25 protein-coding genes are annotated in these 26,521 nt (G+C 61.0%); 16 read left to right on the top strand and 9 right to left on the bottom strand.

The window, feature by feature from the left end; genetic code table 11:
* Nucleotides 1–9: 9 nt before the first annotated feature.
* Nucleotides 10–1,020 carry an arsenic resistance protein gene (locus FH975_RS06585; protein ID WP_162320577.1) on the top strand — a complete coding sequence of 337 codons (1,011 nt, stop codon included), beginning with the start codon at nt 10–12 and terminating at the stop codon, nt 1,018–1,020.
* On the opposite strand, the gene FH975_RS06580 is transcribed toward FH975_RS06585, so the two are convergent.
* A complete protein-coding gene (locus FH975_RS06580) occupies nt 997–2,001 on the bottom strand; it encodes a universal stress protein (RefSeq protein WP_162320576.1) in 1,005 nt (334 codons plus the stop codon). The genes FH975_RS06585 and FH975_RS06580 overlap by 24 nt on opposite strands.
* Nucleotides 2,002–2,138: 137 nt before the next feature.
* On the opposite strand from FH975_RS06580, the gene FH975_RS06575 reads away from it, so the two are divergent.
* Nucleotides 2,139–2,816 carry a hypothetical protein gene (locus tag FH975_RS06575; RefSeq protein WP_162320575.1) on the top strand — a complete coding sequence of 226 codons (678 nt, stop codon included), beginning with the start codon at nt 2,139–2,141 and terminating at the stop codon, nt 2,814–2,816.
* Between the two features lie 45 nt (nt 2,817–2,861).
* A complete protein-coding gene (locus FH975_RS06570; RefSeq protein ID WP_162320574.1) occupies nt 2,862–3,521 on the top strand; it encodes a copper resistance CopC family protein in 660 nt (219 codons plus the stop codon).
* 17 nt (nt 3,522–3,538) lie between these two features.
* Here the strand turns inward: FH975_RS06570 and FH975_RS06565 are convergent, their stop codons facing one another.
* The gene (locus FH975_RS06565) at nt 3,539–4,837 is read right to left on the bottom strand and encodes a class I SAM-dependent methyltransferase (protein WP_162320573.1); all 1,299 of its coding nucleotides are present in this window, start codon (nt 4,835–4,837) and stop codon (nt 3,539–3,541) included.
* A 138-nt stretch (nt 4,838–4,975) separates the two neighbouring features.
* Between FH975_RS06565 and FH975_RS06560 the strand changes: the two genes are divergently transcribed.
* Genes FH975_RS06560 through FH975_RS06545 form a run of 4 tightly spaced genes read left to right on the top strand, consistent with a single transcriptional unit; the run spans nt 4,976 to nt 8,833 of the window.
* The gene (locus FH975_RS06560; protein WP_162320572.1) at nt 4,976–6,013 is read left to right on the top strand and encodes a siderophore ABC transporter substrate-binding protein; all 1,038 of its coding nucleotides are present in this window, start codon (nt 4,976–4,978) and stop codon (nt 6,011–6,013) included.
* A 5-nt stretch (nt 6,014–6,018) separates the two neighbouring features.
* Nucleotides 6,019–7,050: an ABC transporter permease gene (locus FH975_RS06555; protein WP_162320571.1), complete on the top strand. Its 1,032-nt coding sequence runs from the start codon at nt 6,019–6,021 to the stop codon at nt 7,048–7,050.
* Nucleotides 7,050–8,081, top strand: a complete 1,032-nt coding sequence (locus FH975_RS06550) for an iron chelate uptake ABC transporter family permease subunit (RefSeq protein WP_162320649.1) — start codon at nt 7,050–7,052, stop codon at nt 8,079–8,081. The genes FH975_RS06555 and FH975_RS06550 overlap by 1 nt, the downstream gene beginning before the upstream one ends.
* Nucleotides 8,078–8,833, top strand: coding sequence for an iron ABC transporter ATP-binding protein (locus tag FH975_RS06545; protein ID WP_162320570.1), 756 nt, complete (start codon nt 8,078–8,080; stop codon nt 8,831–8,833). The genes FH975_RS06550 and FH975_RS06545 overlap by 4 nt, the downstream gene beginning before the upstream one ends.
* 53 nt (nt 8,834–8,886) lie before the next feature.
* Here FH975_RS06545 and FH975_RS06540 read toward each other — a convergent pair whose 3' ends face one another.
* From FH975_RS06540 to FH975_RS06510, 7 genes are all read right to left on the bottom strand, one after another.
* Nucleotides 8,887–9,579 (bottom strand): DUF4352 domain-containing protein, encoded by a 693-nt coding sequence (locus FH975_RS06540; RefSeq protein WP_162320569.1) that lies wholly within the window; start codon nt 9,577–9,579, stop codon nt 8,887–8,889.
* 44 nt (nt 9,580–9,623) lie between these two features.
* Nucleotides 9,624–10,367, bottom strand: coding sequence for a M50 family metallopeptidase (locus tag FH975_RS06535; RefSeq protein ID WP_162320568.1), 744 nt, complete (start codon nt 10,365–10,367; stop codon nt 9,624–9,626).
* Entirely contained in the window at nt 10,360–11,517 is a 1,158-nt protein-coding gene (locus FH975_RS06530) for a PQQ-dependent sugar dehydrogenase (protein WP_162320567.1), read from the bottom strand. Before FH975_RS06530 ends, FH975_RS06535 begins: the two co-directional genes overlap by 8 nt.
* A gap of 35 nt (nt 11,518–11,552) precedes the next feature.
* Entirely contained in the window at nt 11,553–13,340 is a 1,788-nt protein-coding gene (locus FH975_RS06525) for an acetyl/propionyl/methylcrotonyl-CoA carboxylase subunit alpha (protein WP_162320566.1), read from the bottom strand.
* Between the two features lie 79 nt (nt 13,341–13,419).
* Nucleotides 13,420–14,166, bottom strand: a complete 747-nt coding sequence (locus tag FH975_RS06520; RefSeq protein ID WP_153078085.1) for a Maf family protein — start codon at nt 14,164–14,166, stop codon at nt 13,420–13,422.
* The gene (locus FH975_RS06515) at nt 14,163–14,474 is read right to left on the bottom strand and encodes a hypothetical protein (protein WP_153078086.1); all 312 of its coding nucleotides are present in this window, start codon (nt 14,472–14,474) and stop codon (nt 14,163–14,165) included. The genes FH975_RS06520 and FH975_RS06515 overlap by 4 nt, the downstream gene beginning before the upstream one ends.
* Nucleotides 14,475–14,478: 4 nt before the next feature.
* A complete protein-coding gene (locus FH975_RS06510) occupies nt 14,479–16,080 on the bottom strand; it encodes an acyl-CoA carboxylase subunit beta (protein ID WP_162320565.1) in 1,602 nt (533 codons plus the stop codon).
* 163 nt (nt 16,081–16,243) lie between these two features.
* Here FH975_RS06510 and FH975_RS06505 point away from each other — a divergent pair, with 163 nt between their 5' ends.
* The 9 genes from FH975_RS06505 to gatA all read left to right on the top strand — a co-directional run bounded on the left by FH975_RS06505 (nt 16,244) and on the right by gatA (nt 26,511).
* Nucleotides 16,244–17,086 (top strand): SDR family oxidoreductase, encoded by an 843-nt coding sequence (locus tag FH975_RS06505; protein ID WP_162320564.1) that lies wholly within the window; start codon nt 16,244–16,246, stop codon nt 17,084–17,086.
* Between the two features lie 189 nt (nt 17,087–17,275).
* A complete protein-coding gene (locus FH975_RS06500) occupies nt 17,276–18,571 on the top strand; it encodes an ABC transporter substrate-binding protein (protein ID WP_162320563.1) in 1,296 nt (431 codons plus the stop codon).
* A 55-nt stretch (nt 18,572–18,626) separates the two neighbouring features.
* Nucleotides 18,627–20,729 (top strand): hypothetical protein, encoded by a 2,103-nt coding sequence (locus FH975_RS06495; RefSeq protein ID WP_162320562.1) that lies wholly within the window; start codon nt 18,627–18,629, stop codon nt 20,727–20,729.
* 41 nt (nt 20,730–20,770) lie between these two features.
* Nucleotides 20,771–21,706 carry a biotin--[acetyl-CoA-carboxylase] ligase gene (locus FH975_RS06490; protein WP_162320561.1) on the top strand — a complete coding sequence of 312 codons (936 nt, stop codon included), beginning with the start codon at nt 20,771–20,773 and terminating at the stop codon, nt 21,704–21,706.
* A gap of 51 nt (nt 21,707–21,757) precedes the next feature.
* Nucleotides 21,758–22,363 (top strand): hypothetical protein, encoded by a 606-nt coding sequence (locus FH975_RS06485; RefSeq protein WP_153078092.1) that lies wholly within the window; start codon nt 21,758–21,760, stop codon nt 22,361–22,363.
* Nucleotides 22,356–23,741 carry an adenylate/guanylate cyclase domain-containing protein gene (locus tag FH975_RS06480; RefSeq protein WP_328821799.1) on the top strand — a complete coding sequence of 462 codons (1,386 nt, stop codon included), beginning with the start codon at nt 22,356–22,358 and terminating at the stop codon, nt 23,739–23,741. Before FH975_RS06485 ends, FH975_RS06480 begins: the two co-directional genes overlap by 8 nt.
* 54 nt (nt 23,742–23,795) lie before the next feature.
* Nucleotides 23,796–24,569 (top strand): PP2C family protein-serine/threonine phosphatase, encoded by a 774-nt coding sequence (locus FH975_RS06475; RefSeq protein WP_153078093.1) that lies wholly within the window; start codon nt 23,796–23,798, stop codon nt 24,567–24,569.
* Nucleotides 24,570–24,622: 53 nt separating this feature from the next.
* On the top strand, nt 24,623–24,964 hold the full coding sequence (gene gatC / locus FH975_RS06470; RefSeq protein ID WP_153078094.1) for an Asp-tRNA(Asn)/Glu-tRNA(Gln) amidotransferase subunit GatC: 342 nt from the start codon (nt 24,623–24,625) through the stop codon (nt 24,962–24,964).
* On the top strand, nt 24,964–26,511 hold the full coding sequence (gene gatA / locus FH975_RS06465) for an Asp-tRNA(Asn)/Glu-tRNA(Gln) amidotransferase subunit GatA (RefSeq protein ID WP_162320560.1): 1,548 nt from the start codon (nt 24,964–24,966) through the stop codon (nt 26,509–26,511). Before gatC ends, gatA begins: the two co-directional genes overlap by 1 nt.
* Nucleotides 26,512–26,521: the final 10 nt, after the last annotated feature.

Here is a 26,521-nt window from a genome sequence, read left to right as displayed (position 1 = left end):
AGGGTCCCTGTGACGTCTCATGATGTGCCGAGCCGCATGGCTCGCCCGGGATTTGCGGTACTGCTCTTCAGCGCCGCGATGCTAGCTGGATTAGTCGCGGCCGCCTTCGTGCCGGGAGCGCCGAGACTCTTCGGTGAGGTCGTTGATTACATCATCATTGCTTTGGTGACGTTGTTATTTTTGGATATTCGGTTCAAAGGAGCGGGACATCTGATCAGAGCGCCGCGGACTCTTAGCGCCGTGATGGGAATGAACTTCCTCATCATTCCCATCCTCGCCTTTGGGCTCACCGCAGTGACAGTCCCGGGCGATTCCATGCTGCGTTTGGGTGTGCTCATCTACCTACTGTTCCCGTGCACAGACTGGTTTTTGGGCTTCATCCGAGTCACCAGAGGAAACGCTGCTCTTGGCGCGGCACTCATCCCAATCAACCTGCTGATCCAAATAGCGCTATACCCGCTCTGGATCAGCCTGTTCACCGGTGATTCGCTCGGCTCAGTCCTGGTAGTCCTCGGCCCGGCACTGCTCTACGGGGTAGGCATACCAGTAGGTATCGCGGCAGCGCTCCGCCTCGGACTGACTCTTGTGGCAGATCAGGGTAAGGCTGAGGCCTTCCGCGCCAAAGCCGGCCAACCTGTGCCTTGGGTGCTGGCCGGGATGATCTTTGCTCTCTTTGCTGCCTACGGACGGGAGTACATCCTAGCCCCAACAGAGTTCGGACAAGTTCTGTTGGCGGTCTTCTGTTTCTTCCTAGTGACCTACGTCCTGATCGAACTGATATCGCGTGGGCTGAAGCTCGACTATGGCAACTACTCATTGCTGACATTCACTGCATCGGCGCGGAATGCACCGCTGATGCTAGCGATCACGGCCCTGGCATTTGGTGAGCAGCCAGCGCTGCTGGCCGCCATTGTTCTCGGTATGCTGCTGGAGTTTCCTCATCTGACAGCACTGACGTGGCTGCTCAGACGGCGCCGCGATCGCCAGCACCGAAGCTCACAGATCGGCGTCCAGATCTGAGGAGTCCTCCAAGCGCGGATCGTCAACAAACGGCACCACCATGACCGGCCCGTGAGCCTTATGCAGGACGCCGCGGGAGACAGAACCAAGCATCGCGCTGGAAAAGCCACCACGTCCATGGGTCCCCAGCACGGTCAGCTGGGCAGAGCCACTCGCTTCGCTCAACACTGCGGCTGGTTCTCCGGCGATCAGCGAGACTGTGACGTTCAAGGCTGGGAAGTACTGCTTCAGCCACTGCTTTTCCTGCTCAAGGAACTTCTCCAGCTCCGTTCTGCGCCGTTCGAGAAGTTCGCTGTCCTTCAGCTCCGGATACCACAGGAGCGTCCCAGGCAAAGGCAAGGCCATAGTGACCTCCAGCGAAGTTTCGCGGTCTTCAGCCGCCTGCGCCGCTTGCAAGAGAGCTGCCCGGCTCTCGCGAGATTTGTCCACACCGACCACCACAGGGGTATCAGTTTGGACGGGAGAGAACTCTCCGTCACCCGATCCCCCTTCAGCCTGATACTGCTGAGGCACCACCACTGTGGGGCACTCGGCGTATCCTGGCAACGCTTCGGCCACAGAGCCGATTATTCGGCCGAGAAACCCTCCTCTGCCTCGTGCGCCGACGACAGCCAGCTGAGCCGACGGTGATAGGCCAACCAGAATGCCCGTGGCATCACCGGACTCAGCCCTGAATGAGGCGTCCCCTGAATAGTCACGGAGGTATTGACGTGCCTCATCCAAGAGCCGTTCGGCGGCATAGTATTTCGCTTCGGACTCAGGGTTATCCGGCACGTCCGCCAGCGGCGAGTGGACGGAGGGGGAGACGCTATAGGCGCTGACCACGGTCAGAGCGGTGTTGCGACGTCGGGCTGCCCTGGCCCCGTAGTGCAGGGCTGCGATGCTCGAAGTCGAGCCGTCGAATCCGACAATGACTCCGAGGTGCCGATCCGGCGAGTCGAAAGGGACGGTGGTCGGTGTCGCGTGAACGTCCTTGTTCATTACAACCTCTTTCCTAGGTTCACCAGCTAACTGGAGGTTCCGGTGTGGGGTTCACCTTAATCATATGCTCTTGCTGCGCCCCTGGTCAGGGTTCTCGGGCTCGGTTGATGCTTTTCTACAGGCTGTAGAATCAAGCTGTGGTCATAGACGCACCGCGGATCTCCGCTCCCGCTCAGCTCACACGGGGAGCGCTCGCTGCTCTGGTGGCAGTGGGGTCCGCTGCGCTGGCCCATGCAGCCGTTGGGCACCATTCGCCTCACCTCCTCGTGGTGGTCTTGGCTCTGGCAGTGAGCGTTCCCGTCTGCGTGCGGCTGTCCGGAAAGGCGCTGAGTCTTGGCCGTCTGGCGGGCGCCGTGCTGGGCTGCCAGGTGATATTGCATGGACTCTTCGGGCTGTTTCCCGCATCGACTGTAGGCTCCTCAGGGTTGCCGAGCAGTCCACATGCCCACCATGGGACAACATCAGATGGAACCAACCCCCCGTCGGGTGGCCCGACTGAAGCCGCCGGTTGGCCTCATCTGAGTGAGAGCTCAGCTCATAATGTATTGGGGCAGACCGATACTGCGATGGTGTCAGCGCACCTGCTGGCAGCCCTGACTGCCTTCGGCCTGCTTCGCTTTGGCGAGACGCTCGCTCATGCCATCGTCGAGCTGCTCAGCATCGTTCCGGCATTGACGCTGTGTGACCTTGCTCCCGTCGCGCACATCCCCCCAGAACGGGTGATGTCCTCCGCCCAAGACGGAGAAAATGTCCCGAACACCTGGTTAGGATCTGGTCCGCGGAGCTTGCGGGGTCCACCTGCACTTGTGAAGTAGACGCACACGACTCTTGATCGACTTTGCGAAAAGGACACCCTCAACATGCACATGTCACACACGGCACCAGCTTCGATGCGTCTCGGAATCGCGGTCCTGGCAGCGGTGGCCCTCGGAGCCGCCGCCTCCGCTCCTGCCCACGCGCACGACACCCTGATTGCTTCCAACCCGGAGGCGGATCAGGTTTTAGAAGAGCCTCCCCATGAGGTAGTACTAGAGTTTTCAGGTGCGGGCCTAACGACCGGTGACTCGATCGCCAATGACATCCTGGTTCTCGATTCCGATGAGGAGAATTGGGCTTCCGAAGAGCCTGCACAGGTGGATGGTTCGACAATGCGTACGGATATTCCGGATCCATTGCCGAATGGCGAGTACGAGGTCCGATACCGCGTGGTCTACTCTGACGGCCACGGCGAAGAGCAGGGATTCGTCTTTGAGGTCGATGCCCCGTTGTCTGAAGGTCAGGAAGACGCCACCCTGGCGCAGCCCGGGGATCCCGACGCTACTGAGGCCGGCACCGAGACAGCTGATCCGACTCCCGCCGAAGAGCCTGATGACGACGCCGCCTCACCTGATTCAGAGACGGACAACGGTCAGTGGGGAGGGCCTCTGTTCTGGGTTGCGCTGTCAGTGGCCCTGGCTGGGGCGGCCGTGGTGGCATGGTTCGCTGTGCGACGCCGCAAAGGTGCCTCCAAAGAGAGCTGAGCCAGACCACCACTGAATCAGCCCAAGGGCTCTACCACCGCAGCCAGCCGCGTGCTTCCCAGCCGCGTGATGACGAGCGTGACGTGTGTGGGCGAGCCCTTGGGCTTCTTCGGCAGGATGTGCTGCCGAAGCTGCTCGGGCGCCACATCGACCCCTCGCTTTTTGATGTCGATACTGGTGACATGGTGTGCAGCGCACCACTGCTTGAGTCGCTTAGCGGAGAAGGGAATCACTTCCGTGACACGAAATCGCCGCGCCAGCGGTGATGGTGCGGGGTTGTCCACTTCATCACTGCAGAAGTAGGCGATGCGTTCGTCCAGAAGTCGCCCACCTACCTGCTCGCACAGCTCTGCCACCAATCCCGAACGGATAACCGATGGGTCAGGTTCCCACAGAATGCCGTGCAGTCCAGGCGGACCAGCCGCCGAAAGCGTGACGCCCTGGCCGAAGTCGTTGGGTGACGTCAGCTCCTTTACCATACCGGGCTCAGTCTCAGATGAGTATCCATGCGTTGGCAGAGACTTTTCCAGCGGTGTGCTCAGCACCGTCGCCGCGCGTCGTACGCCGGGCCGGGCCAGGTTATTGAACCACAGAGTGACTTCTACAAGCTCTCCGTTGACGCTGAGCCACTCCGCTTCGCACTCTGGCGGTATGAGCTCATGTGGGATGCCGGGGCCCAGTTTTGCGCCGAGGGGAATCCCCGTGGCAGCTAGCGCGGTCACAAAGCTCAGGGGCGGGCTGAATTCTTCCGGTTTCCATAGGCGCGAGCTTTCGGTGCGCCGCGCGGGGTCCAGCCATATCCCCGTGCCGCTGCTTCCTCCGGCTGCGAGGTGTTCCGCCGCCCACCGTTCAGCGGTGGTGTGGATCACCTGTGCCTCGGGGAACGGCCTCAAGTTCATGAGGGCCGCGGCGGCTGTGGTCTCATCTGCCTCCAGTGCTGTGACCTGGAGCCCGGCAGAGGCGAAAGCTAGCGAGTCCGCTCCCAGACCGCACCCCATATCCACCACGTGTGACAGACCGGCATCGCGGAATCGACGGGCATGGCGGGCGGCCACCGGCAGCCGCGTAGCCTGTTCCAACCCCTGCTGGGTGAGCAGCAGGTGATCGGCGAATAGTCCGAACTTAGGCCGTGCGTCTCGGCGCAGGCGCAGCTGAGTGAGAATAGCCGAAGCTGTTTCCGCGTCCCACCCCTGCTTTCGGAGTGTGAGGTTGGTCTCCTGCGCGGTTTTGGGGTCATAGGCAGGGAGCGAGTTGAGCAGTTCCCAGGCATCCCGGGTGAGCACAGGTTTCAGGGGATTTTCGGCGGCGTCAGGCACCCCTCCACGGTATCCGAGGGCAGTGGAAACGTTCGTGACACACAGTGACCACGTCTTGCACCTCAATAGACGACACGATAGTTTCTAATCGGCTTAGGACAGCCTTAGCTTAATATTCACCAGGAGGGTATCCCTTTAATGTCACTCGACACCACTTTTGCAGATGCGCGTCCCCGCGCACTGCAGCTCCTCTCTGTGGCGGCCATCGCCACACTGGCACTCGCAGCATGCGGCGGGAACGAGGGCGCTGAGGCCGCGAGCGCTGACGAAAACAGCGATAATGGCGACAGCGGCACAGTCACCATCGAAGATGATCACGGCAGTCACGAGATCAGCACTGATGAGCTCGGCTCGGTAGGAGCGTTCGACAACCGCCTGTTCCGGACACTCGAGGACCTGGACGTGGAACTCACCGTTGCACCCCGAGCGCTTATGCGTGAAGGCGTCCACGGCTACGCCGAAGATGAGGACATTCTCGACACGGGAATTCACCGCGAGCCCAACCTTGAACTCATCGTGGCAGCTGAACCCGACCTCGTCATCACCGGCCAGCGGTACATGGAATATTACGACGAGATGGCATCCCTGATGCCTGAGGACAGCACGATTCTCCAGTTTGACGAAGCCCTGGAGGCTGACGATTTCTTCACCGGTCTGGTCGATGTCACCACGACTCTGGGGACGATCTTCGATGCCGAAGCTGAGGCGCAGGAGCTGACTGAGGCGCTGGAGGAAGCCACTGAACGTGTCGAGGCGGCATACGACGGTGAGTCCAGCGTGATGGGTCTCGTGACATCCGGAGGAGACATCAACTATGCCGGACCCCAGTCGGGGCGCGGCGTGTCTCCGGTCTTCCAGGAGTTTGGCCTTGTCCCAGCCCTGGAAGTTGAAGACGAGTCCAGCGATCACGAGGGTGACGACATCTCTGTTGAGGCCATCGCCGACTCTAATCCCGACTGGATCCTTGTGCTGGACCGTGACGGCATGAACCCGGATGATCCTGAGTACACCACTGCGCAGGAACTCATCGCTGAGTCTCCAGCACTTCAACAGGTCTCGGCCATCGAAGAGGACCAGATCGTCTACATGCCTCAGCACATGTACTTAACGGAGGACATTCAGGCCTACACGGAGTTCCTCAATGACTTCGCTGACGCCCTGGAGAGCGCCCAGTAGGGGATATGACCAGCAGCCTTCGTCACAATCTCGCGGATACTAGCCGCGACATTCTGGTCGAGAACCGTCGCTCACCAGTGCGCAGACTCTGGACGCCTGCGTTTGTCATGGCGATTGTCCTTACCGCAGGGCTGCTGGTCCTTTCTCTGACTACAGGGCAGTTCGACGTCTTCGCAGAGGACGGTTTCTGGATGTTCGGCATCACGCGAGTACCCCGCACCGTAGCACTCGTACTGGCGGGAGCCTCGATGGCCATGTGCGGGGTCATCATGCAGCTGCTGACCCAGAACAGATTCGTCGAACCCACCACCACAGGGACCACAGAGTGGGCAGGCTTGGGACTCATTCTGGTGATCTGGTTAGCGCCGTCAGCGAGCCTATTCGCCAGAATGTCTGCTGCGACTGCTATGGCGTTCATCGGAACTATGGTGTTCTTCCTATTCCTCCGTCGGGTATCGCTGAAGTCGAGCCTCGTAGTGCCCATCATTGGGATCATGATCGGTGCGGTGGTCAGTTCGTTCACCACGTACCTGGCGCTGGCCACTGATTCACTCCAGACGTTGGGCATCTGGTTTCAGGGTTCCTTCACCGGCGTCATCCAGGGGCGCTACGAATTGATGTGGATCGTTGCCGGAGTCACCATCCTGGTGTTCATCGTGGCTGACCAGTTCACTGTGGCGGGACTGGGCAAGGATATGGCAACCAATGTAGGGCTCAACTACACCGTGGTGCTCTTCATGGGAACCGCCATGGTGGCGGTCGCCACCGGCGTCACTGCAACTGTCGTGGGGGTTTTGCCCTTCCTCGGCCTGGTAGTCCCCAATATCGTCGCGCTGATGCGCGGTGACGATCTGCGCAGTAACCTGCCCTGGGTCTGTCTTGTCGGAATCTCGCTCGTGACTGCCTGTGACCTCATTGGTCGGACCATCATTGCGCCTTTCGAAATCCCGGTGTCCATGGTGCTGGGAGTCATCGGAGGAGTGGTGTTCATCGGACTGCTGCTGCGTCAGCGCCGGAAGGGAGGTCTGGCTACGTGATGTTCAAGACTGCTGAGGAACTGCCTGACCCGCGTCACTCGGGGCCGCTCACCGACCGTAAGCATCGGCGCGCTTACATCGTGGCGGTGGCGCTCATGGTGGCCCTCTCTGTCAGTTTTACCGCCGGCATTCTGCTGTGGAACAACCCCACAGAGCCGTTTTCCGACGGGTGGTGGCTGATCGTCGGTATGCGCAGGGACTCCTTGCTGACCATCTGCTTGGTCGCGCTGTGCCACGCCGTCGCCACCATTGCCTTCCAAACAGCGGTGAACAACCGGATCATCACCCCCGGAATTATGGGATTCGGCTCGTTGTATACCCTCATCCAGACAGGAACGGTGTTCCTCTTCGGCGCAGCTGGGGTTAACGCCCTTGTCGGTGTTGGTCCGTTCTTCGCGCAGACTATAGCGATGATGCTGCTGGCCACGCTTCTTTACACGTGGTTGCTCAGCGGCAAATTCTCCAATGTGCACATCATGCTCCTGGTCGGTGTGGTGCTCGGTGGGACCCTGGGGTCACTGTCCAACTTCATGCAGCGGTTGCTGGAACCCTCAACCTTTGACGTGCTCACCGCCCGGCTCTTCGGGAACATATCCAACGCGCGGACCGAATACCTGCCCTACGCCATCCCGATCGCATTGGCGGTTGCCGTCGTGTTCTGGCTGTGGGCGCCGAGGCTCAATGTCATGGCCCTGGGCCGCACCACGGCCCAGAATCTTGGTCTGAACCACAATGTCGAACTCATCAAAATCCTGGCCTTGGTCTCTGTCCTGATATCACTTGCCACGGCATTGGTAGGCCCCATGATGTTCCTTGGTTTCCTGTGCGCCATGCTCGCCTACCAGTTCGGCGACACGTACTCGCACCGCCTGCTGTTCCCGCTGGGTGTGCTTGCTGGTTATACCGTGCTTTCAGGTTCTTACTTCATCCTCCGGCACGTCTGGGACGCGGGCGGGGCAGTCACGGTCATCGTCGAACTCATCGGAGGCGTCGTCTTCCTCTACTTCATTCTCCGAAAGGGTCGCCTGTGATTACCCTGACCGATGTCCAGAAGGACTACAGCAGCAGTGTGCAGATCGGTCCTGTCACCACTGAGATCGAGGCCGGGGGCATCACCGCACTGGTGGGCCCCAACGGTGCGGGGAAGTCCACAATTCTGACGATGATCGGGCGTCTGCTGGATCTCGATTCTGGGCAGATTACGGTCGCTGGCCACGACGTCGTCAACACTCCCTCCAAAGCCATTGCACGCGTGTTGTCTGTGCTGCGGCAGGAGAACCACTTCGTCACGAGGCTCACCGTTCGGCAGCTGGTGAGTTTCGGCCGCTACCCACACTCGCGGGGCCGGCTAACCCTGGGTGATGAGCGCTACATCTCCGAGGCCATCGACTTCCTCAACCTGACTGACCTCGAGAACCGATACCTGGACCAGCTCTCCGGCGGGCAGCGCCAGCGCGCCTATGTGGCCATGGTGCTGGCCCAGCAGACCGACTATGTGCTGCTGGATGAGCCGCTGAACAATCTGGACATGCAACATGCGGTGCAGATGATGAAGCAGCTTCGGCGAGCCGCAGATGAACTTGGCCGCACTATTGTGATCGTGCTGCATGACATCAACTTTGCGGCCCACTATTCGGACAAAATCCTGGCCATGAAGAACGGGAAGGTCGTCCAACACGGCACCCCAGCAGAAATGATGCAAGACCACGTGCTTTCCGAAATCTTCAACACCGACGTCACCGTGATCGACGGGCCCAACGGACGTCTCGCCGTCTATTACTGAGACGGGTGGGACTTCCTCGGATACGGCGGGGCTCTTGCTGAGCGGGCTCCGGCTCAGTGGCGGAACTCTTCATCGGCCGCTGTGTCGATGCCCGGGTCAGCATCGAATGTCCAGCTGAGATCATTGGTGGCGCAGCAGGCGACGATTCCCCCTTGCATCGTCACGCCCCAGTTGCTGGGAGCGGAGTCGAACACTGGGTAATAGAGCTTTCCGCTAACAGCGCCTCCCGGTTGAAGATCACCTTCGATCAGGCCCTCCACCTCGAAATCGGCGTCTCCTGCAGAGATGAAAGGTCCCTGTCCGCTATGGTGCTCGCGGATCCATTCACCGTCGTTGAACTCTAGGTTGCTGACCGCGTCGTCCGCATCGAACGTGGTGTCACCGATGTTCTCCAGCGTCACGTCTACGATAGCCACCGCCTCCGGGTCGAACGACGAATGCGGTGAATAACCGTGTTCATCGATCATTTCCCAGAATCCGGTGAACTCAACAGCCTCCACGGTGATCGCTGATTCCCCAGTGGTGGTGCTGATGTACCCCGTATCGCTCATCCCGAGGTCGAGCTGGTCCACGTAGTCCTCTTCCTTCTCCGGCACCCCTTCGTCGCTGTCGGTCGGACCACTATCAGGTACCTCGTTCGCTTGCGTCTCATCGGGGGAGCCCTCAGCAGCAGCGTCACCGTCGCACGCCGTAAGCATGGTGAGGAGCAGAATGCCGCTGGAGTAAAGTGCCCATAATCGTTTCACGTTTGGTGCTCCTTCAGTAAGTTCGTGTACGTAGCACGGACATGTTACGCGAAGAGCATCCAGACGACGCCGCCAGCACTGGCCACACTGATCACAAGGAACAGGAACAGCCACACTGCGGCAGGAATCGGCAGCACTCGCCATGCCTGTGCCGCCTGGGAGGCATCAGTTCCGGCCACCACCCCGGAGGAGCGAGTGCGGGGCCTCAGATGAACACGGATGAGATCCAGTGCTCCGCGTACCCCAGAGAGCGCGTAGAACACACCGAGTGCGACAACCGTATAGCCGACAATCTCAGGGTCGTTTTGCCACCAGATCAGACCGGTACTCAGCACCGCGAACAGGCAGGAGAGGATGCCGACCGCGTTCCGGGAGAGCATCAAAGCCAGCAGGAGAACCACCTGATACAGGGTCAGCGCGGCGCCTGAATGCCCAGATATCCCAAGCCACACGAGGCCCAGACCCAGAAGTCCTGGCGCCGGGTAGCCGGCTAAGAAGGTAATCAGCAGCCCCGGCCCCTGCGCCCTCCCGCGGGAGACGGTCACCCCTGAGGTGTCAGAGTGCAGCTTGATGCCGGAGACCCGGCGGCCCGTGATCAGGGCTGCGAGCACATGCCCCATTTCATGGATGATGGTTGACGCCTGGCGGGCAATGCGCCATACGCCTGGGACGGCGGTGAGCACCACTACGGCAGCCACGATGATGGTGATGGCTTCGGGGCTGACTGACGCTTCAACGCCCCAGCGTTCTGCTACCGCGCTGGCAGCGGACTCCACGTGATCAATCACGCTCGGGAACAAGTTCCATCAAGGCGCCGTCATCAGTCGCGATCCATATGGCACCGTCGGGAGCTTCTTCCACTGCCCGGATGCGTTCACCCATGTCCCATTCCTGGATCGGATCGGCGGACTCTTCGTCAAGTGCCACACGCACCAGATTCTGGCCTGACAATCCGCCCAGCAGGGCGCTGTCCTGCCACCCTTCGAACAGATCTCCCTGATAGATCATCAGATTTCCTGGAGAGATGGCTGGAACCCAATACGCTCTCGGGGCCTCGAAATCATCATCACCAGAGTGGTCAGGGATTTCCCGGCCGTCGTAATGGGTGCCCATAGACACCTCCGGCCATCCGTAGTTGGCGCCCTCGCGCAGCAGGTTCAACTCGTCACCGCCTTCGGGGCCCATCTCCGAAGACCAGATGTTGCCATGGCTATCAGCGGCGATGCCCAGAGGATTGCGGTGTCCCACGGTGTAGAAATCCGCGGCGGTGCCACCTTCCTCGGCGAACGGATTATCAGGTGCGGGCTCACCGTCGAGAGTCAGCCGCAGAATAGTCCCGAGGTTCGACTCCATATCTTGGGCGGGGTCCAGCTCCTGCCGGTCTCCGGAGGTGATGAAGAGGTGGTCCTCGTCGGCTAACATCCGCAGCGCAAAGTGTCCGTTGCCTGACGCGGGATCCTGCTGCCATATTTCGTCAATGTCTCCCAGGGCGGCGTCGTCCCGGTCCAGTTCAGCGCGCCCCACTACGCCCTGAGCACTGCCGTTCACCGACCGGACCCAACTGAGGTAGATGAGCTGATCCTCGTCGAAGGTCGACGACGCGATCACGTCATGCATACCGCCCTGCCCAGCGGAGTCGACCTCAGGCGCGCCACTGATTTCACGGGTCTCCCCGGAGTCCTGATCACGCAGCATCAGCCCCCCGGTGCGTTCGGTGATCACAAGATCATCGGTACCAGGCAGGAATTCCAAGGCCCATGGCGCGTCGAAATGATCGTGTTCTACGGCCTCGAACTCCGTGGTGAAATCTTCAGTACCCGAGGTGTCAGCCGCTGTGTCCTGATCGGGGATGGCCGCTTCTTCATCGGCGGGACTGTTGGAGGCGCAACCAAGCAACATGAGGCAGGACGTTGACGCTAAAGTGAGGGCCTTTCGCATAGCAACGACACTAACGGCAGATGCTTGGCAGACGCTTAGTCAGGGATGGTCGCAAGGACCTCGCCGGCTTTCAGGCTGCTGCCGGGTTCGATCTTGAGTCCCTTGACCTTGCCTGCCTTGTGGGCGGTGATGGGCTGCTCCATTTTCATCGCCTCCAGCACAGCAACCAAGTCGCCTTCCTGCACCTTTGTGCCGTTCTTGACCGCCACTTTCACCACTGTGCCCTGCATGGGGGAGGTAAGGTCGTCGCCGCTTGCCGCAGCTGCTGCCGCTGACCGGTTTCGCCGTTTCTTCTTAGGCCCTGCCTGACCACTACCGACCAGCTTCCCTGCCGAAAGCGAGGCCGGTACATTGACGCGAACCCGCTTGCCGTTGACCTCCAGCACGACCTCCTCGCGTCCTTCCGCCTCACCCGTGTCGGGGTGGGCGGTCAGGGCGTTGAAGGGGGAAATATCGTTGTGAAACTCGGTCTCGATCCACCGAGTATGGACGGTGAACTTGCTGGCTCGTGGGTGAGCAAGTTCAGGGGCGAACGCTGGGTCCTCTACCACCTTGCGGTGGAAGGACAGAACCGTCGGCATCCCCTCGATAACCATCTCGTGCAGGGCGCGTTTGGCTCGCTGGAGCGCTTGGCGGCGGTCAGCTCCGGTGACGATCAGCTTCGCAACCATGGAATCGAACGCACCAGAGATCGTCTCTCCGGCGCGGACACCTGAGTCGACTCGCACCCCGGGCCCGGTGGGCAGGTCAAAACGTTCAAGACGCCCTGGTGCCGGCATGAAATTCCGGCCCGCGTCCTCCCCGTTGATTCTGAACTCGAAACTGTGGCCACGCGCAGTGGGATCGTCATAACCGAGCTTTTCTCCACGTGCGATCCGGAACTGTTCGCGCACCAGATCGACCCCGGCGACTTCTTCCGTCACTGGGTGCTCCACCTGCAGCCGGGTGTTGACCTCAAGGAAGCTGATTGTTCCGTCGGCTCCGATGAGGAATTCGCAGGTTCCTGCTCCGGTGTAACCAGCCTCCTTCAGAATGGCTTTGGAGGACCGGTTGAGCTGGCGGTTCTGCGTCCGGGTTAGGAAGGGCGCGGGGGCCTCTTCGACAAGCTTCTGATTCCGGCGCTGGAGTGAGCAGTCACGGGTGGAAACCACGACGACGTGGCCGTGCTGGTCCGCCAAACACTGCGTCTCCACGTGGCGCGGCGCATCCAAGTACTTCTCGATGAAGCACTCTCCTCGACCGAACGCTGCGGTGGCTTCACGGACTGCGGATTCGTAGAGCTCAACGATTTCATCATGCTCCCGGACCACCTTGATGCCGCGTCCGCCGCCACCATGGGCGGCTTTGATGGCAATTGGCAACCCCTGCTTTTCAGCAAAACGCAGCACTTCCTTGGCGGAGGTAACCGGTTCTTTGGTGCCCGGAGCCAAGGGGGCACCTACCTTCTCCGCGATCTGACGGGCCGAGACCTTGTCACCCAGACGTTCGATCGCTTCGGGGCCAGGGCCTATCCAGATCAGTCCCGCGTCGATGACCGCGCGGGCGAATTCGGCATTCTCTGAGAGGAACCCGTACCCGGGGTGGACAGCATCGGCGCCGGTAGCCTCCGCAGCGGCGAGGATTTTGTCGGACACCAGATAGGAGTCAGCGGCGCTGGAACCGCCCAGGGCATAAGCCTGATCAGCAAGAGCCACATGCACGGCCTCCCGGTCCGGATCCGCGTAGACCGCGACGGTCGACAGGCCCTCATCACGGGCAGCGCGAATAATACGCACGGCAATTTCGCCTCGGTTGGCGATCAGCACCTTGGAAAAATTGGTCATTGTCAGCTCTTGCCCTTCACTTCTGCATTCGATGGGTGTTTGTGCCCATATTTCTGCCTGAAAACCGCCTGAATCGTGGTCATTTCTTGCCACCGTCGGTGGGGCGGATGGAATAGTCGTCCAGCTCGAGCCCCAGAGTGCCAAGTAGCCGCCCGAGAGCACTTGGGGAGACTCCGATGACGGCCTCGCGGTCACCGTCCACCCGCTCAATGAACTCTGCGGCTCCTCCTTCAAGGGTGAATGCGCCCGCGCAATGGAGGGGCTCGCCCGTTTCGGCATAGGCGCGGATCTGCTCATCAGTCGGACGGCCGAAGAGCAAATCGGTGGAGACTGTCTCTCCGGCTGCGCTGAGTTCGCGGGTAGCCCCCGTCGGAGCCGAACCGAGAATGTACTCCAGCCCCGGTGCCGACCATCTGCTCTGCTTGGATCTAGGGTTTTCGGTGGCGTCGACGAGCCAATGTCCGGTATGCAGTGTTCCCGTGTTTCCCCGCATCAGCTTCCACCGTTCAATGGCCACCTCTACTTCGTAAGGCTTTCCGTAGGTGGTCCCGTCAAGTTCGAACACTGAGTCGCAGCCGAGGACCAGTGCCCCTCGAGCTTCGGGGCTGGCGGCCACATCCTCTGCCTTCGCCCGGGCCAACAGCAGCGCCTCTTCAGCGGCGCTGAGCGGACCGCCTGCCTCAACTGCGGAGGCGACGACGGCCGGCTCGTCCACCGTGGATATGACCACCTCGAATTCCACCCCGGCCTCGGTGAGAATCATTCGGCGGCTCGGTGAAGCAGAGGCCAGCACAAGGCGGGGCGGACGAGTGCGTGCTGCGCTCATCGCAGCCCCCCTGTGGCGTGGTTCCAGGATGCCGCTCCTGGTCTTCCCCAAAGACCGTGCTGGTCTTGGTCGAGTCGGTGCTTGCGTTGCAGAGTCCGGTCCCATGGGCCGGTGCCTCCAGCGTCCGTGAAGTGCGGTTCCGAGGAGGCCAGTGTGGCCAGCACCGCTACCACGGCGGCCAACTCCTCTTCGCTGAGCTCGACGCCGTCAATGGGAAGCGTTAGCTCCACTGACTCTGGCGCGCTGTCAGGTGAGTTGGCAGTGGAGGCCGGAGGCGGCGTCGTTGTCAGTTCCTGGTGATGTGTCATGAGGCTAGAGTGGGATGTTCCCGTGCTTCTTGGCAGGTGGCGTTTCCCGTTTGTGGTAGGTGGCCCGCAGCGCCTTGGTGATCTGCCAACGGGTCTCCGCAGGTTCAATCACTGCATCGATGTAGCCCAGCTCGGCCGCTTGGTACGGGTTCAGCAGAGCTGCCTCATAGTCTTCAATGAGTTCCTGACGCCGTGCCTCGACGTCGCCGCCCTCTTTGCTGACTCCGATCAAGTCACGCCGGTGCAGGATGTTCACTGCCCCTTGGGCGCCCATCACGCCGATTTGGGCGGTGGGCCAGGCCAGGTTAATGTCCGCACCGAGTTTCTTGGAGCCCATCACGATGTACGCTCCGCCGAAAGCCTTACGCGTGATCACCGTGATCTTGGGGACAGTGGCCTCCGCATAGGCGTAGAGCAGTTTGGCTCCGCGCCTGATGATCCCGCCCCACTCCTGGTCGGTGCCTGGGAGGAATCCAGGAACGTCCACCAGCGTAAGAATCGGAATATTGAACGCATCGCAGAAGCGGACGAACCGTGCCGCCTTCTCTGAGGCAGCGATGTCTAGGGTCCCGGCCAGCTGGCTGGGTTGATTGGCCACAACTCCGACCGAACGCCCGCCGATGCGCCCCAGACCGATGATGATGTTCGGCGCATAGAGTGCCTGCAGCTGGAGGAAGTGCCCGTCGTCGACCAACTGTTCGACCAGCTCGGCCATGTCGTAGGGTGCGGAGGCGGAATCAGGGACCAGACTGTTGAGGGCCTCATCGGCAGCCTCGATCTTAGGCCGCTCCTCAAAGGGTTCGACAGGAGCCTCAGCAAGATTGTTGAGGGGGAGGAACTCCAGCAGTTCTTTGGCGAATTCGATGGCGTCTTCTTCATCGGCTGCCATGTAGGTGGCGGTGCCGGTGGTCGCGTTGTGTGACCGAGCCCCACCGAGGGCTTCCATATCCACGTCTTCGCCGGTGACTGACTTGATCACATCGGGCCCGGTGATGAACATGTGGGATGTTTTGTCCACCATGATCACGAAGTCCGTCAGCGCAGGGGAATAGGCTGCGCCACCGGCAGCAGGTCCCATAATCAGAGTGATCTGCGGGATAACGCCGGAAGAGTGCACGTTGTTGCGGAAGATGTCGGCGAACATGGCTAGCGAGGCCACACCCTCTTGGATGCGGGCACCGCCGCCGTCGTTGATCCCAATCACGGGGCAGCCGTTGCGTGCGGCGAACTCCTGGACTTTGACGATCTTCTCTCCGTTGACAGCACTCAGGGAGCCGCCGAAGACTGCGAAATCTTGCGCATAAACAGCCACCATGCGGCCGTCGATGGTGCCGTAGCCAGAGACCAGTCCATCACCGAGGAGCTTTTTCTTCTCCATGCCGAAAGCGTGTGTGCGGTGCACAGCCAGAGCATCGAACTCCACAAAGGAGTCCTCATCCAGCAGCATATCGATCCGCTCCCGGGCGGTGTGCTTGCCGCGGTTGTGCTGTTTTGCGATGGCTTCCTTGCCCGCAGGCGCAAGCGTCTGGTCCCGACGACGGCGAAAGTCTGCCAGCTTGTCAGCAGTGGTTTTCGGCCGTGTGGCACCGGGTGGTGAATTGTCCATAATGGGCTATCAGGCGCTTTCGTCGTCGTGCTGTACGGGTTCCACAAACTCTGCGTCAGTCTAATCAGCGAGCAGTCAGTTGCGGATGTAGGGACCCTACAAAAACTGAGGTCTTCCAACATTACAGTTAACAATGATTGCTACTGGTGAGTAAGCTGTGATCATGACCACAGATGCTCTGAAGTCCAAAACAGTCCTCATCTCCGGCGGCAGCCGCGGCATCGGCCACGCCATTGCCGTCAAGCTCGCCGCAGCGGGCGCGAACATCGCCCTGGTGGCAAAGACCGACCAGCCGCATGACTCACTTCCGGGTACCGTTCACACTGCAGTGCAGGACGTTGAAGACGCCGGCGGCACGGGACTTGCCGTGGTCGGTGATATTCGGAACGACGACGACGTCTCCCGAGCCGTATCAGCCACAGTCGAGCGATTCGGAGGGATCGATGCGGTGATCAACAACGCCTCGGCCATTGACCTCAGTCCCGCTGAGCACCAGAACATGAAGCGCTATGACCTCATGCACGACATTAACGCTCGCGGCACCTTCGCCCTGTCGAGGGCCGCTATTCCGCACCTGCGGGCAAGTGCGCACCAGGAGGACTGGAGGCCGAAGATCCTCACACTGTCTCCGCCCCTGAACCTGGACCCCGCCTGGTTCGGCAAGCATCTGGCATACACCATGAGTAAGTACGCCATGTCTATGACCACGCTTGGGCTCGCCGCCGAGCTGTCCGAGGCTGGGGTGTCGGTCAATTCCTTGTGGCCCGCCACCCTGATCGAGACGGCAGCTCTGCGGAACATTCCCGGCGGAGAGAAGCTGGCCCGGGGAGCGAGAACACCGGAGATCGTTGCTGATGCCGCCAGTGCGCTGATCACCGGAGCGACGGACTGGGGCACCGGGCAGTTCCTCACAGACGAGCAGGTGCTCTCATCGGTCGGCATCACCGACTATGACCGATACGCGGTGGATCCCTCAGCTGAACTCGTGCCCGACATTTTCCTCTGAGAGTGGTGTCTGTAAGCGTGATCACCCAGTAGGAGCTCCACCACCATGCTTGCGTGGGAAGACGTGAGACGCACAAAGTATCGAAAAATTGAATCGATTTTCCCCATAGGTGACGCAGCCCACGTACGGTGAAGTGCAGGGCTCGGGAACCTCCCTGCGAGTCCTCACCCACTCTTGAAGGAGCATCATATGGGCAGCATCCGATTCAAAAGCCTGGCCGCGGCCACCACCGTCGGTCTTCTGACCATGACCGCCTGCGGAGACGATGCAGACAGCGCAGACGGTGGTGAAACCACCGAGGAGAGCGCTGTCGAACTCCGGTTCGCCTGGTGGGGCAGCGCTGAGCGTGCTGAGCTCACGGAGGAGGCAATCGATGCCTTCGAGGAGGAGAGTGAGCACTCTGCCAGCGGCGAGTACACGGACTTCAGCGGATACTTTGACCGGCTGGCTACTTCGGTCGCGGGAGGCGATGCTCCCGATGTCTTTACACTTGGGGGCGCCTATCCCGCTGAATACGCGAATCGAGACGCGCTGCTCGACCTCTCAACGGTCAGCGACCACCTCGACCTGGGACCGATTGATAACGCCGCGCTTCAAAACGGGCAGATCAACGGAACCCAGTACGCACTCTCCGCAGGCAGCAACGCAGTTTCGGTGATCGTCAATACGGAAGTGTTCGAGCAGGCAGACGTTGAATTGCCGGACCCCCAGACGTGGACATGGGACGAGTACGTAGAAATTGCGGAAGAACTCGCGAACAACACCCCCGACGACGTCTACGGCACCGACTCCATCATTACGCATGACACGATCGATGTTTACGCGCGCCAAAACGGTGAGGTTCTGTATACCGAAGACGGAGAGATCGGCGTGTCTGAAGCGACTCTCACCGAGTTCTTTACATTCGCCCAAAACTTAGAGGAGTCGGGTGCAGGGCCTAATGCGAGCCTCGTCACCGAACTCGACGGGGCGTCGCCTGAACAGACCCTCCTCGGTACCGGCCAAGCAGGCATGATGATCAACTGGAGTAACCAACTCCTCACACTTGCCGAGGCCGCAGGATCAGAACTAGAAATCTGGCCCTTGCCTGAAGAGGCAGAGACTCCGGGCGTCTGGCAACAGTCTTCGCAGTTCTACGCGATCTCGGCGGACAGCGAAAATCCTGACGCTGCCGGTGAGCTACTCGACTTCCTGGTCAACAGCGAAGAGGCAGTCCAAATCCTGGGACTTGACCGCGGTGTGCCGGACAATGCAGAGATGCGTGACGCGATCGCTGACTCCCTCGAGGGCTACGAACAGGCTGAGGTTGACTACATTGAGGATGTTTCTTCGCGTGACACAGCACCACGCTTCATCGGCCCCACAGGCTCCACGACTGTCGAAGACATTACGGTCCGGATTGAGAATGCCCTGCTCCGCGACGCCAGCCCCGAAGAGGCCGCCGCACAATGGATCGAGCAGGCTGAGGCAGCAGTGGAAGGCTGAGCCGCCTTCCAGTCCACGTCCGCATAATCCCCAGCACTGAATCCTCAGGAGCCCCATGCCTATTGACCGCAAGAGTTTAGTCAGACGTCACTGCATCACTCGTACTGCGACCGATCCGACCGCGCCACTGCAACTGGGCAACGGTGAAATCGGACTAAGCATCGATGCCACCGGCCTCCAGACCTTTCCGCAGCTGCACGTTTCGCCAGGACGGGATCCGCAGAATCCCGGAAGCCTCTTGGGTACCCAGTCTCAGTGGGGCTGGCACACCATTCCACGCGAGCCGGAGCCCCAGCTAAAAACCGCCAAAAGGAGCTTTGCGACACCACGAGGCGACGTTCGTTATGTGGATATTCGCGGAAAGACCAGTGCGACAGGTCCGGAGACCGCCACTGAGGAGGAGAAATGGTTGCGGGCCAACCCCCACCGCCTGATGCTCGGCTGGATAGGCTTGGCCCCTTCACGTGTGATGGGCTCTCACGGTGGGGGGACCTCCCTGGACCCGGAGTCGTTGGAGCCGATTCGACAGCACCTCGATCTCTGGACCGGTATAGCCACTTCTGAATTCCGCCTGCACGGCACACACTTCACGGTCCGCACCGCGGTGCATCCCGCGGAGGACACAGTCGGTTGGAGTATCACCAGCGATGGCCCAGAGTCGCCAGCTGTCGAGCTTCGGTTCCCCTACGGCAGCGGTGCCTGGGGCAACGCTGCCGATTGGGCCTCCGACTCACACCACACCGAGGTCGAGCTCACCGGCGCTACGGCCGTCATCCGCAGAGAGCTAGATGGCACCCGGTACTTTGTGAAGGCGCACTCCGGCGGGGAACTGGCAGTGGACCATTCGAGCAACCACCAAGTGACCCTGACCTCGGTGGAGAATGACCGGAACAGTTGGGACCTCGCGCTGAACTTTGCACCCGAGGCTCCCCACGGAGCAGCAGACTCGCCGACCACCTCCGCGCAAGACGTCTTCGCAGAGTCGGCCCGTTGGTGGGAAGAGTTCTGGTTGTCAGGGGGTGCCATAGACTTCACCGGCAGCACCGATCCACGGGCCGCTGAGTTGGAGCGGCGCATCGTCCTCTCGCAGTATCTGACGGCGATCAACTGCTCCGGGTCTTTGCCACCGCAGGAGACCGGCCTCATGGTGAACTCCTGGCGAGGAAAGTTCCACCTTGAGATGCACTGGTGGCATGCGGCCCACTTCCCGCTGTGGGGTCGATCCCCACTACTGGAACGCAGCATGGACTGGTACAGGCGCATCCTTCCTCTGGCGCGCGGTACAGCCGCTGAGCAGGGTGTTTCAGGAGCCCGATGGCCTAAACAAGTAGGTCCTGAAGGCCATGAAACTCCCAGCGACATCGGTCCATTCCTGCTCTGGCAACAACCGCATCCCATCTCCTTCGCCGAACTTCTCAGGCGGTCGGGCAGTCCCGAAGCCTTGGAGCGCTACGCAGATCTAGTCTTCGAAACCGCGGAGTTCATGGCATCACACCCTGTTGAAACGGGCGATGCGGCACATCTGGAAGGACCGCTAATTCCGGCCCAGGAATGCTACGCGGACGTGAAAGAGGTCCTGAGCGATCCGGCGTTCGAACTGGCGTACTGGCATTGGGGGCTCTCGGTGGCTATTCAGTGGCGCGAGATGTTGGACCTTGAGCGAAAACCTCATTGGGAACACATCCGCGACGCGCTGCCCGCCCCACACCAGCGGGATGGGGTCTACACCGCCGTTCGACACCCGGAACTCGACCGCCGGAGGGATCACCCGTCTGTCCTGGCGGCTCTCGGAGTGGTCCCAGAGACCCCTCTGGTGGATACCCGGACAATGGAAGCTACACTTACCGACATTCTTGAGCACTGGGACTGGGAGAGCACCTGGGGGTGGGACTATCCCATGATGGCCATGGCAGCAACCAGAGTTGGCCGTCCTGATCTTGCTGTGGACTGCCTGTTGAAGGAGACCAGTAAGAACACCCATCTGACCAACGGCCACAACTGGCAAAATGAGGGGCTCCCCCTCTACCTCCCGGGCAATGGAGGCCTGCTGATCGCCGCCGCCCTCATGGCTGCGGGATGGGACGGCTCCTCTGACACGCCGGGATTTCCGGAGGGGTTTACGGTCCACCACGAAGGGCTTTCTCGCCTGCCGAGATGACTGGCCGCGGGCTTCCTTTCACCTGCCAGTAGGTTGGAGATATGTCAGACACGCGCCCCGCTCAACTCGACGACGCCCTCCTACAACGCCGGCTCGTGCAGTCAGGACTCTTCGCTCAGGTGATGCGTGTAGAGAGCACTGGCTCCACCAATGACGATCTGCTCGACGCCGTCGCTACACCTGAGGCAGCACAGCGCTGGCCCCATCTGACCGTGCTCACAGCCGAGCAGCAGACCGGCGGACGGGGGAGGCAGTCCCGAGCCTGGTCCTCACCGGCGGGGTCCTCACTCTCGACCTCCCTGCTGCTGCGTCCGAATGTCCCGGTCGCGCAGCGGCATTGGATACCACTGTGTCTCGGAGTCGCTCTTGTCCGCGCACTGAGCGACCGGGACATCCCGGCGGCACTCAAATGGCCCAATGATGTGCATGTGCAGGGACGGAAGATCGCCGGAATCTTGGCAGCAGTTCCACCTCAGGACCCAGCGGCTCTGGTCGTCGGTTGCGGAATCAACGTTCTGCTCGAAGCGGATCAGCTGCCCACGGCAAGCTCCACCTCTGTCCTGCTGGAATTGCCGCGCGCTGGACACACGCCCCCGATGCCCGGCACAGCGGCCGCCGCCCAACTGCGCAGCGGCCTGCTGTGTGACTGGCTTGAAGAGACCGCCAGGCTGCTGCGAAGAATCCAGCAGAGCGGCAGCATTGAGCCGGTGCGGGCTGAGATCGTATCGACCATCGACACCCTAGGGCAGCAGGTACGAGTTGAACTGCCTGACGGCACAGCCGTGCGCGGAGAGGCTGTGGGGGTGGAGTACGACGGCGCGCTGACCGTTGAAGTGAGTATGCGGCGTCGTTCTGTTCTTGACCCGGAAACCGGCGGAGGGGCGGAGAAACTCTGGACGGCGGAGGCCTCGCCACAGCGGGAATCCTTCCATGCAGGAGATGTAGTGCACCTCCGTCCCGCCGGAGGTCCCGCGTAGACTGATACCCCACGCGATGCGACAACGATCTCAGAAGGAGGTGCCTCAGGGATGCTGCTGAAGTTGGTCGACGGCGAACAAGCCATCATTCGAACCCGTGCGCACCATCGAGCTCTCATTCCGGCGGCCATCAACCTGCTGGGGACCATCGCCCTGCTGAGCTTTCTGCTGGGTTACTTCACCCGGGACACCCAGCCGGCCTTCATCCAGCACTACAGCCACATCGCAGTCTTCCTCATCTGGACCGTCGGGCTGTTAGCGGTGGGCATTGGCACCGTCAAGCCGCTGGTCACATGGCTGAATCGACTCACGTATCTGACAACAGAGAGGATTGTGCAGAAGAACTTCCTCGGTGCACCACAGGCGAGGGTGATCCCGCTAGCGTTGCTGAGCCAGCATGAGATGCGCCAGTCAGCCCTACAGGAGATGGCAGGAGCAGGGGACCTGGTGCTCATCCATGGGGCCTACGGGCAGCACCAGCGCACCAAAATTCGCGACATGCCAGACATTGAGCGTTTTAACAAGATCTTGGCCCAAGAGTTGGGCGACTATCGGCGCCGCGCTCAGGCCAGGGCCGCAGCCGCGCAGCAGGCCCAATACGCTGCAGGTCTCAGAGGCGATGTGCACGGTGCCTCCTTTGGAGGTGGACGTGCCTGACGTGTGGGAACGTGCACGGCAGCGCGACTTCGGCGCCAACCGCTATATGGAAGACGAAACGGCTGAAGTGCCCCGTCCCGGGGATGAGGAGAACTACACCGCTGAAGAGCTGGCTGCCGCGCGGGCAGACTGGAGCGACTTCAACCTGCCGCGTCCCTCCCTGTCTCGGAACCCGAAATCTCAGCCCAGAACGGTACCTGGTCGGGGGTTCGTACCGCCGGCCGATTCCGCCGAGTCTCCGGATGCGGAGACACCGCAGACTCACGCCTATGGGGCGACCGCGACCGCCCCGATCCCCACTCCGAGTTTCGAAGAGCGTGAATGGCACCGGAACATCAGGGACCTGGAGCATCGACTCCTAGGGGCGGAGCGCTCGCTGACCTACCGGGAGATGGCACTGCGCATGGGAGTCTCCACCCACTCTGCGCGAAAGCTGTGGCGTGCATTGGGGTTCCCGAACCTCGACGAGGACGTCAAGGCCTTCACAGAGGCTGACGCCGAGGCACTCGCCCAAATGGTCAATCTGGTCCGTCAGGGGTACCTCAACCAGGAGACAGCCATCTCGCTGACCCGATCGGTCGGTCAAATGACTGACCGGATGGTCGTGTGGCAGATTGAGGCCCTGGTGGAGGACAAGATAGCCAACCAGGAACTCTCCGATGCTGAAGCCCGCAGCCACGTCTTTGAGACACTGCCGGCGCTGATCGACCCACTGCATCAGCTCATGGGCTACGCCTGGCGCCGCCAGCTTTCTGCAGCTCTGCAACGGTTGACTGTCAGAGTGGAGTCAGGTCTGGCCTCGTTGGATCGAGGCCGGGAGGGGGCCGGGCCTGATCAGTCCAGGGACGACGCCCCGCTTCCCCTTGCTCGCGCCGTCGGGTTCGCCGACCTGGTCTCTTACACCTCCTTGTCGCGGCAGATGAACGAGCGCACCTTGGCGCATATGGTTCAGCGTTTCGAGTCCAAATGCGCGGAGATCATCTCCATCGGCGGAGGACGCCTGGTCAAGACGGTGGGTGATGAGGTTCTGTACAACGCCGAGACCCCGGAAGCCGGGGCTGAGATTGCCTTGGCGCTCTCGGAGTCCATCGCCGCTGATGACGTTCTGCCCGAAGCCCGGGTCTCTGTGGTCTGGGGCAGAGTGCTCTCCCGGATGGGCGATATTTACGGACCGACGGTTAACCTGGCAGCCCGTCTGACCTCTCTAGCCGACCCTGGAACTATTCTGGTGGACTCATCGACAGCGGAGGCCCTGGAGGTGAGCCAGGAGTATCTTTTGGTGCCGCAGCCGCCGCGTCTCGTTCGCGGGTTCGGTGAGGTGGCTCCCAGCATGCTGCTCAGGGCTGGTACAGGAGGAATTGCGCTTGATAACAGTTAGAGCACATCCGCATCACGGAGTGATATCGATTCGTGACAAGATGGTCCAGTGGTCATGAGTGCAGAGTCAAGTGAGAGTAACGCGGTGCCCTACGTCGACTATGGCTACGGCTCGCATGTGGGGCTGCGCCGCGAGCTCAACGAGGACTCCTTTGTAGTGACTGACCGGCTGTTCGCCGTTGCCGACGGCATGGGCGGACATGAAGCCGGTGAGGTTGCATCCTCATTGGCAGTTCAAGCACTGGCTGAAGGCTGGGAGGCCCACGCCGGGCGAGTAGGGGAACCAGAGCTTGAGAAGCTGATTGATGACGCCGATCAGCGCATCCGCGATGCCACCGACTCCAAAGCCGGCACCACCCTCTCCGGGGCCGTGGTGGTCGAAGCTGACGATGACCACACCGGCGAAGACACCAATGGGCAGTGGCAGTGGCTGGTCTTCAATGTCGGAGATTCGCGCACCTACCTGCTCAACGACGGCGCCCTGATTCGTCTGACACGCGACCACTCTCAGGTGCAGGAACTTCTTGATTCCGGCATGATTACTGCCGAGGAGATGCATTCCCATCCGCATCGCAACGTCATCACCCGGGCCTTGGGAGCAGGGGACATGTGGGGCGCCGACTTCAGCAAAGCGACCGTTCAGCCTGGCCAGCGTCTGCTGATCTGTTCCGACGGCTTGACCGGGGAGCTCACCGACGATGAAATCGGTCAGATCCTCAATGCAGGCCGCAACGTCCAAGACACCGTTGATTGGCTGATTCATCAAGCGTTGCGACAGGGCGGCCGGGACAATGTGACGGTCGTCCTAGTGGATATCAAAAGTCGTTGAGTCATTAGACTGATCCTCAGTACCTGACTCACTACAACTCTCAAGGGAGCTCCATGTCTGAGATCTCGCGCGCCGACGTCGAGCATCTTGCCACACTTGCCCACATAGCCATGACCGACGCTGAGCTGGAAAAAATGGCCAGTGAACTCGCGGTAATTGTGGATTCCGTCAAACGGGTCCAGGAAGCCGCTGGTGAGGATGTTCCTGCGACCTCACACCCGCTGCCGCTGACCAACGTGTTCCGGGAAGACATCGTGGGACACGTCTTCACCGCTGAGGAATCACTGGCGAGCGCGCCGGATGCTGAAGACTCTCGGTTCAAAGTCCCAGCGATCCTCAGTGAAGATCACGATGCCGGCCCCAGCAGTGTTCCACACGAAGGAGGAGAACGCTGATGACACATACAACAGATGCTCTTGTTCGGCTCACAGCTGCCGAGATGGCGGCCAAACTGCGAGCTGGTGACATCACCTCCGTGGAGCTCACACAAGCCCATTTGGATCGCATTGCTGCAGTCGATGACACCATTAACGCCTTTCTTCATGTCGCAGCAGATGAAGCCCTGGAGACAGCGGCCGCCGTAGACACAACACGCGCAGCAGGTGGCGCGGCCGCAGAGTCGCTGCACCCGCTGGCTGGAGTGCCGATCGCGATCAAAGATCTCATCGTCACAAAGGGGCAGCCCACCACAGCTGGTTCGAAGATGCTTCAGGGCTGGATGAGCCCCTATGACGCGACCGTGGTGGAGAAGGTTCGCGCTGCTCGGATGCCCATCCTTGGCAAGACGAACCTGGACGAGTTTGCTATGGGCTCCTCTACTGAGCACTCGGCCTATGGCCCGACTCGCAATCCTTGGGACATCACCAGGATCCCTGGCGGTTCCGGAGGCGGTTCGGCGGCAGCAGTGGCGGCATTTGAAGCACCGCTGGCGCTGGGCACCGATACTGGCGGGTCGATCCGCCAGCCTGGGGCTGTCACCGGCACGGTGGGCACAAAACCTACCTATGGCGGCGTCTCCCGCTACGGTGCCATCGCCATGGCCAGCTCCTTGGACCAGATCGGGCCGGTCGCTCGTACGGTCGAGGACGCGGCACTGCTGCACGAGGTGATCGCCGGGCACGATAAGAAGGACTCCACATCGCTGCCGGAGACTGAATATCCAGAAGGGGAGGTTCCCGCCTTCTCCGCAGCCGCTTCTACAAAGACGGCGAAAGGGCTGCGAATCGGTGTGATCAAGCAGCTCCAGGGTGAGGGATATCAGTCAGGAGTTCTCGCTCGCTTTCACGAGGCACTTGACCAGCTGCAGGGGGCTGGAGCCGAAATCGTTGAAGTCGACTGCCCCAGTTTTGACTATGCCCTGGGCGCCTACTACCTCATCATGCCTTCCGAAGCTTCCAGCAACCTCGCCCGTTACGACGGGGTCCGCTACGGGACGCGTGTCCTCCCGGAGGAGGGCCCGCTGACCATTGAACGCGTGATGGGCTCGACCCGTGCTGCCGGCTTCGGCGAAGAGGTCAAACGACGCATCATTCTGGGCACTTACGCGCTGTCGGCGGGTTACTACGATGCCTACTACGGCTCTGCTCAGAAGATCCGAACTCTCATCCAGCAGGACTTTGCGGCCGCTTTCGAGCAGGCTGATGTGCTCATCTCTCCCACATCTCCCACGGTGGCGTTCCCACTTGGAGAGAAGCTCGATGACCCGCTGGCCATGTACCTCAACGACGTCGCCACCATCCCTGCCAACTTGGCTGGCATCCCCGGGATATCCGTGCCTGGGGGGTTGTCTGATGGGCTCCCGGTGGGCATCCAATTCTTGGCGCCAGCCAAGCAAGACGCCCGCGTCTACCACGCTGCCGGGGCTCTCGAACAGCTTCTCAACGACACCTATGATGCGCCACTGTGGGCGCAGATTCCCGCATTGGAGGAGGTCGCTCGATGAACACAACAAC

The organism is Nesterenkonia haasae, assembly GCF_010119385.1.
Classification (GTDB): domain Bacteria; phylum Actinomycetota; class Actinomycetes; order Actinomycetales; family Micrococcaceae; genus Nesterenkonia; species Nesterenkonia haasae.
Note: the sequence above shows the minus strand (reverse complement) of the source record. Positions and strands in the feature narration are given on the sequence as shown.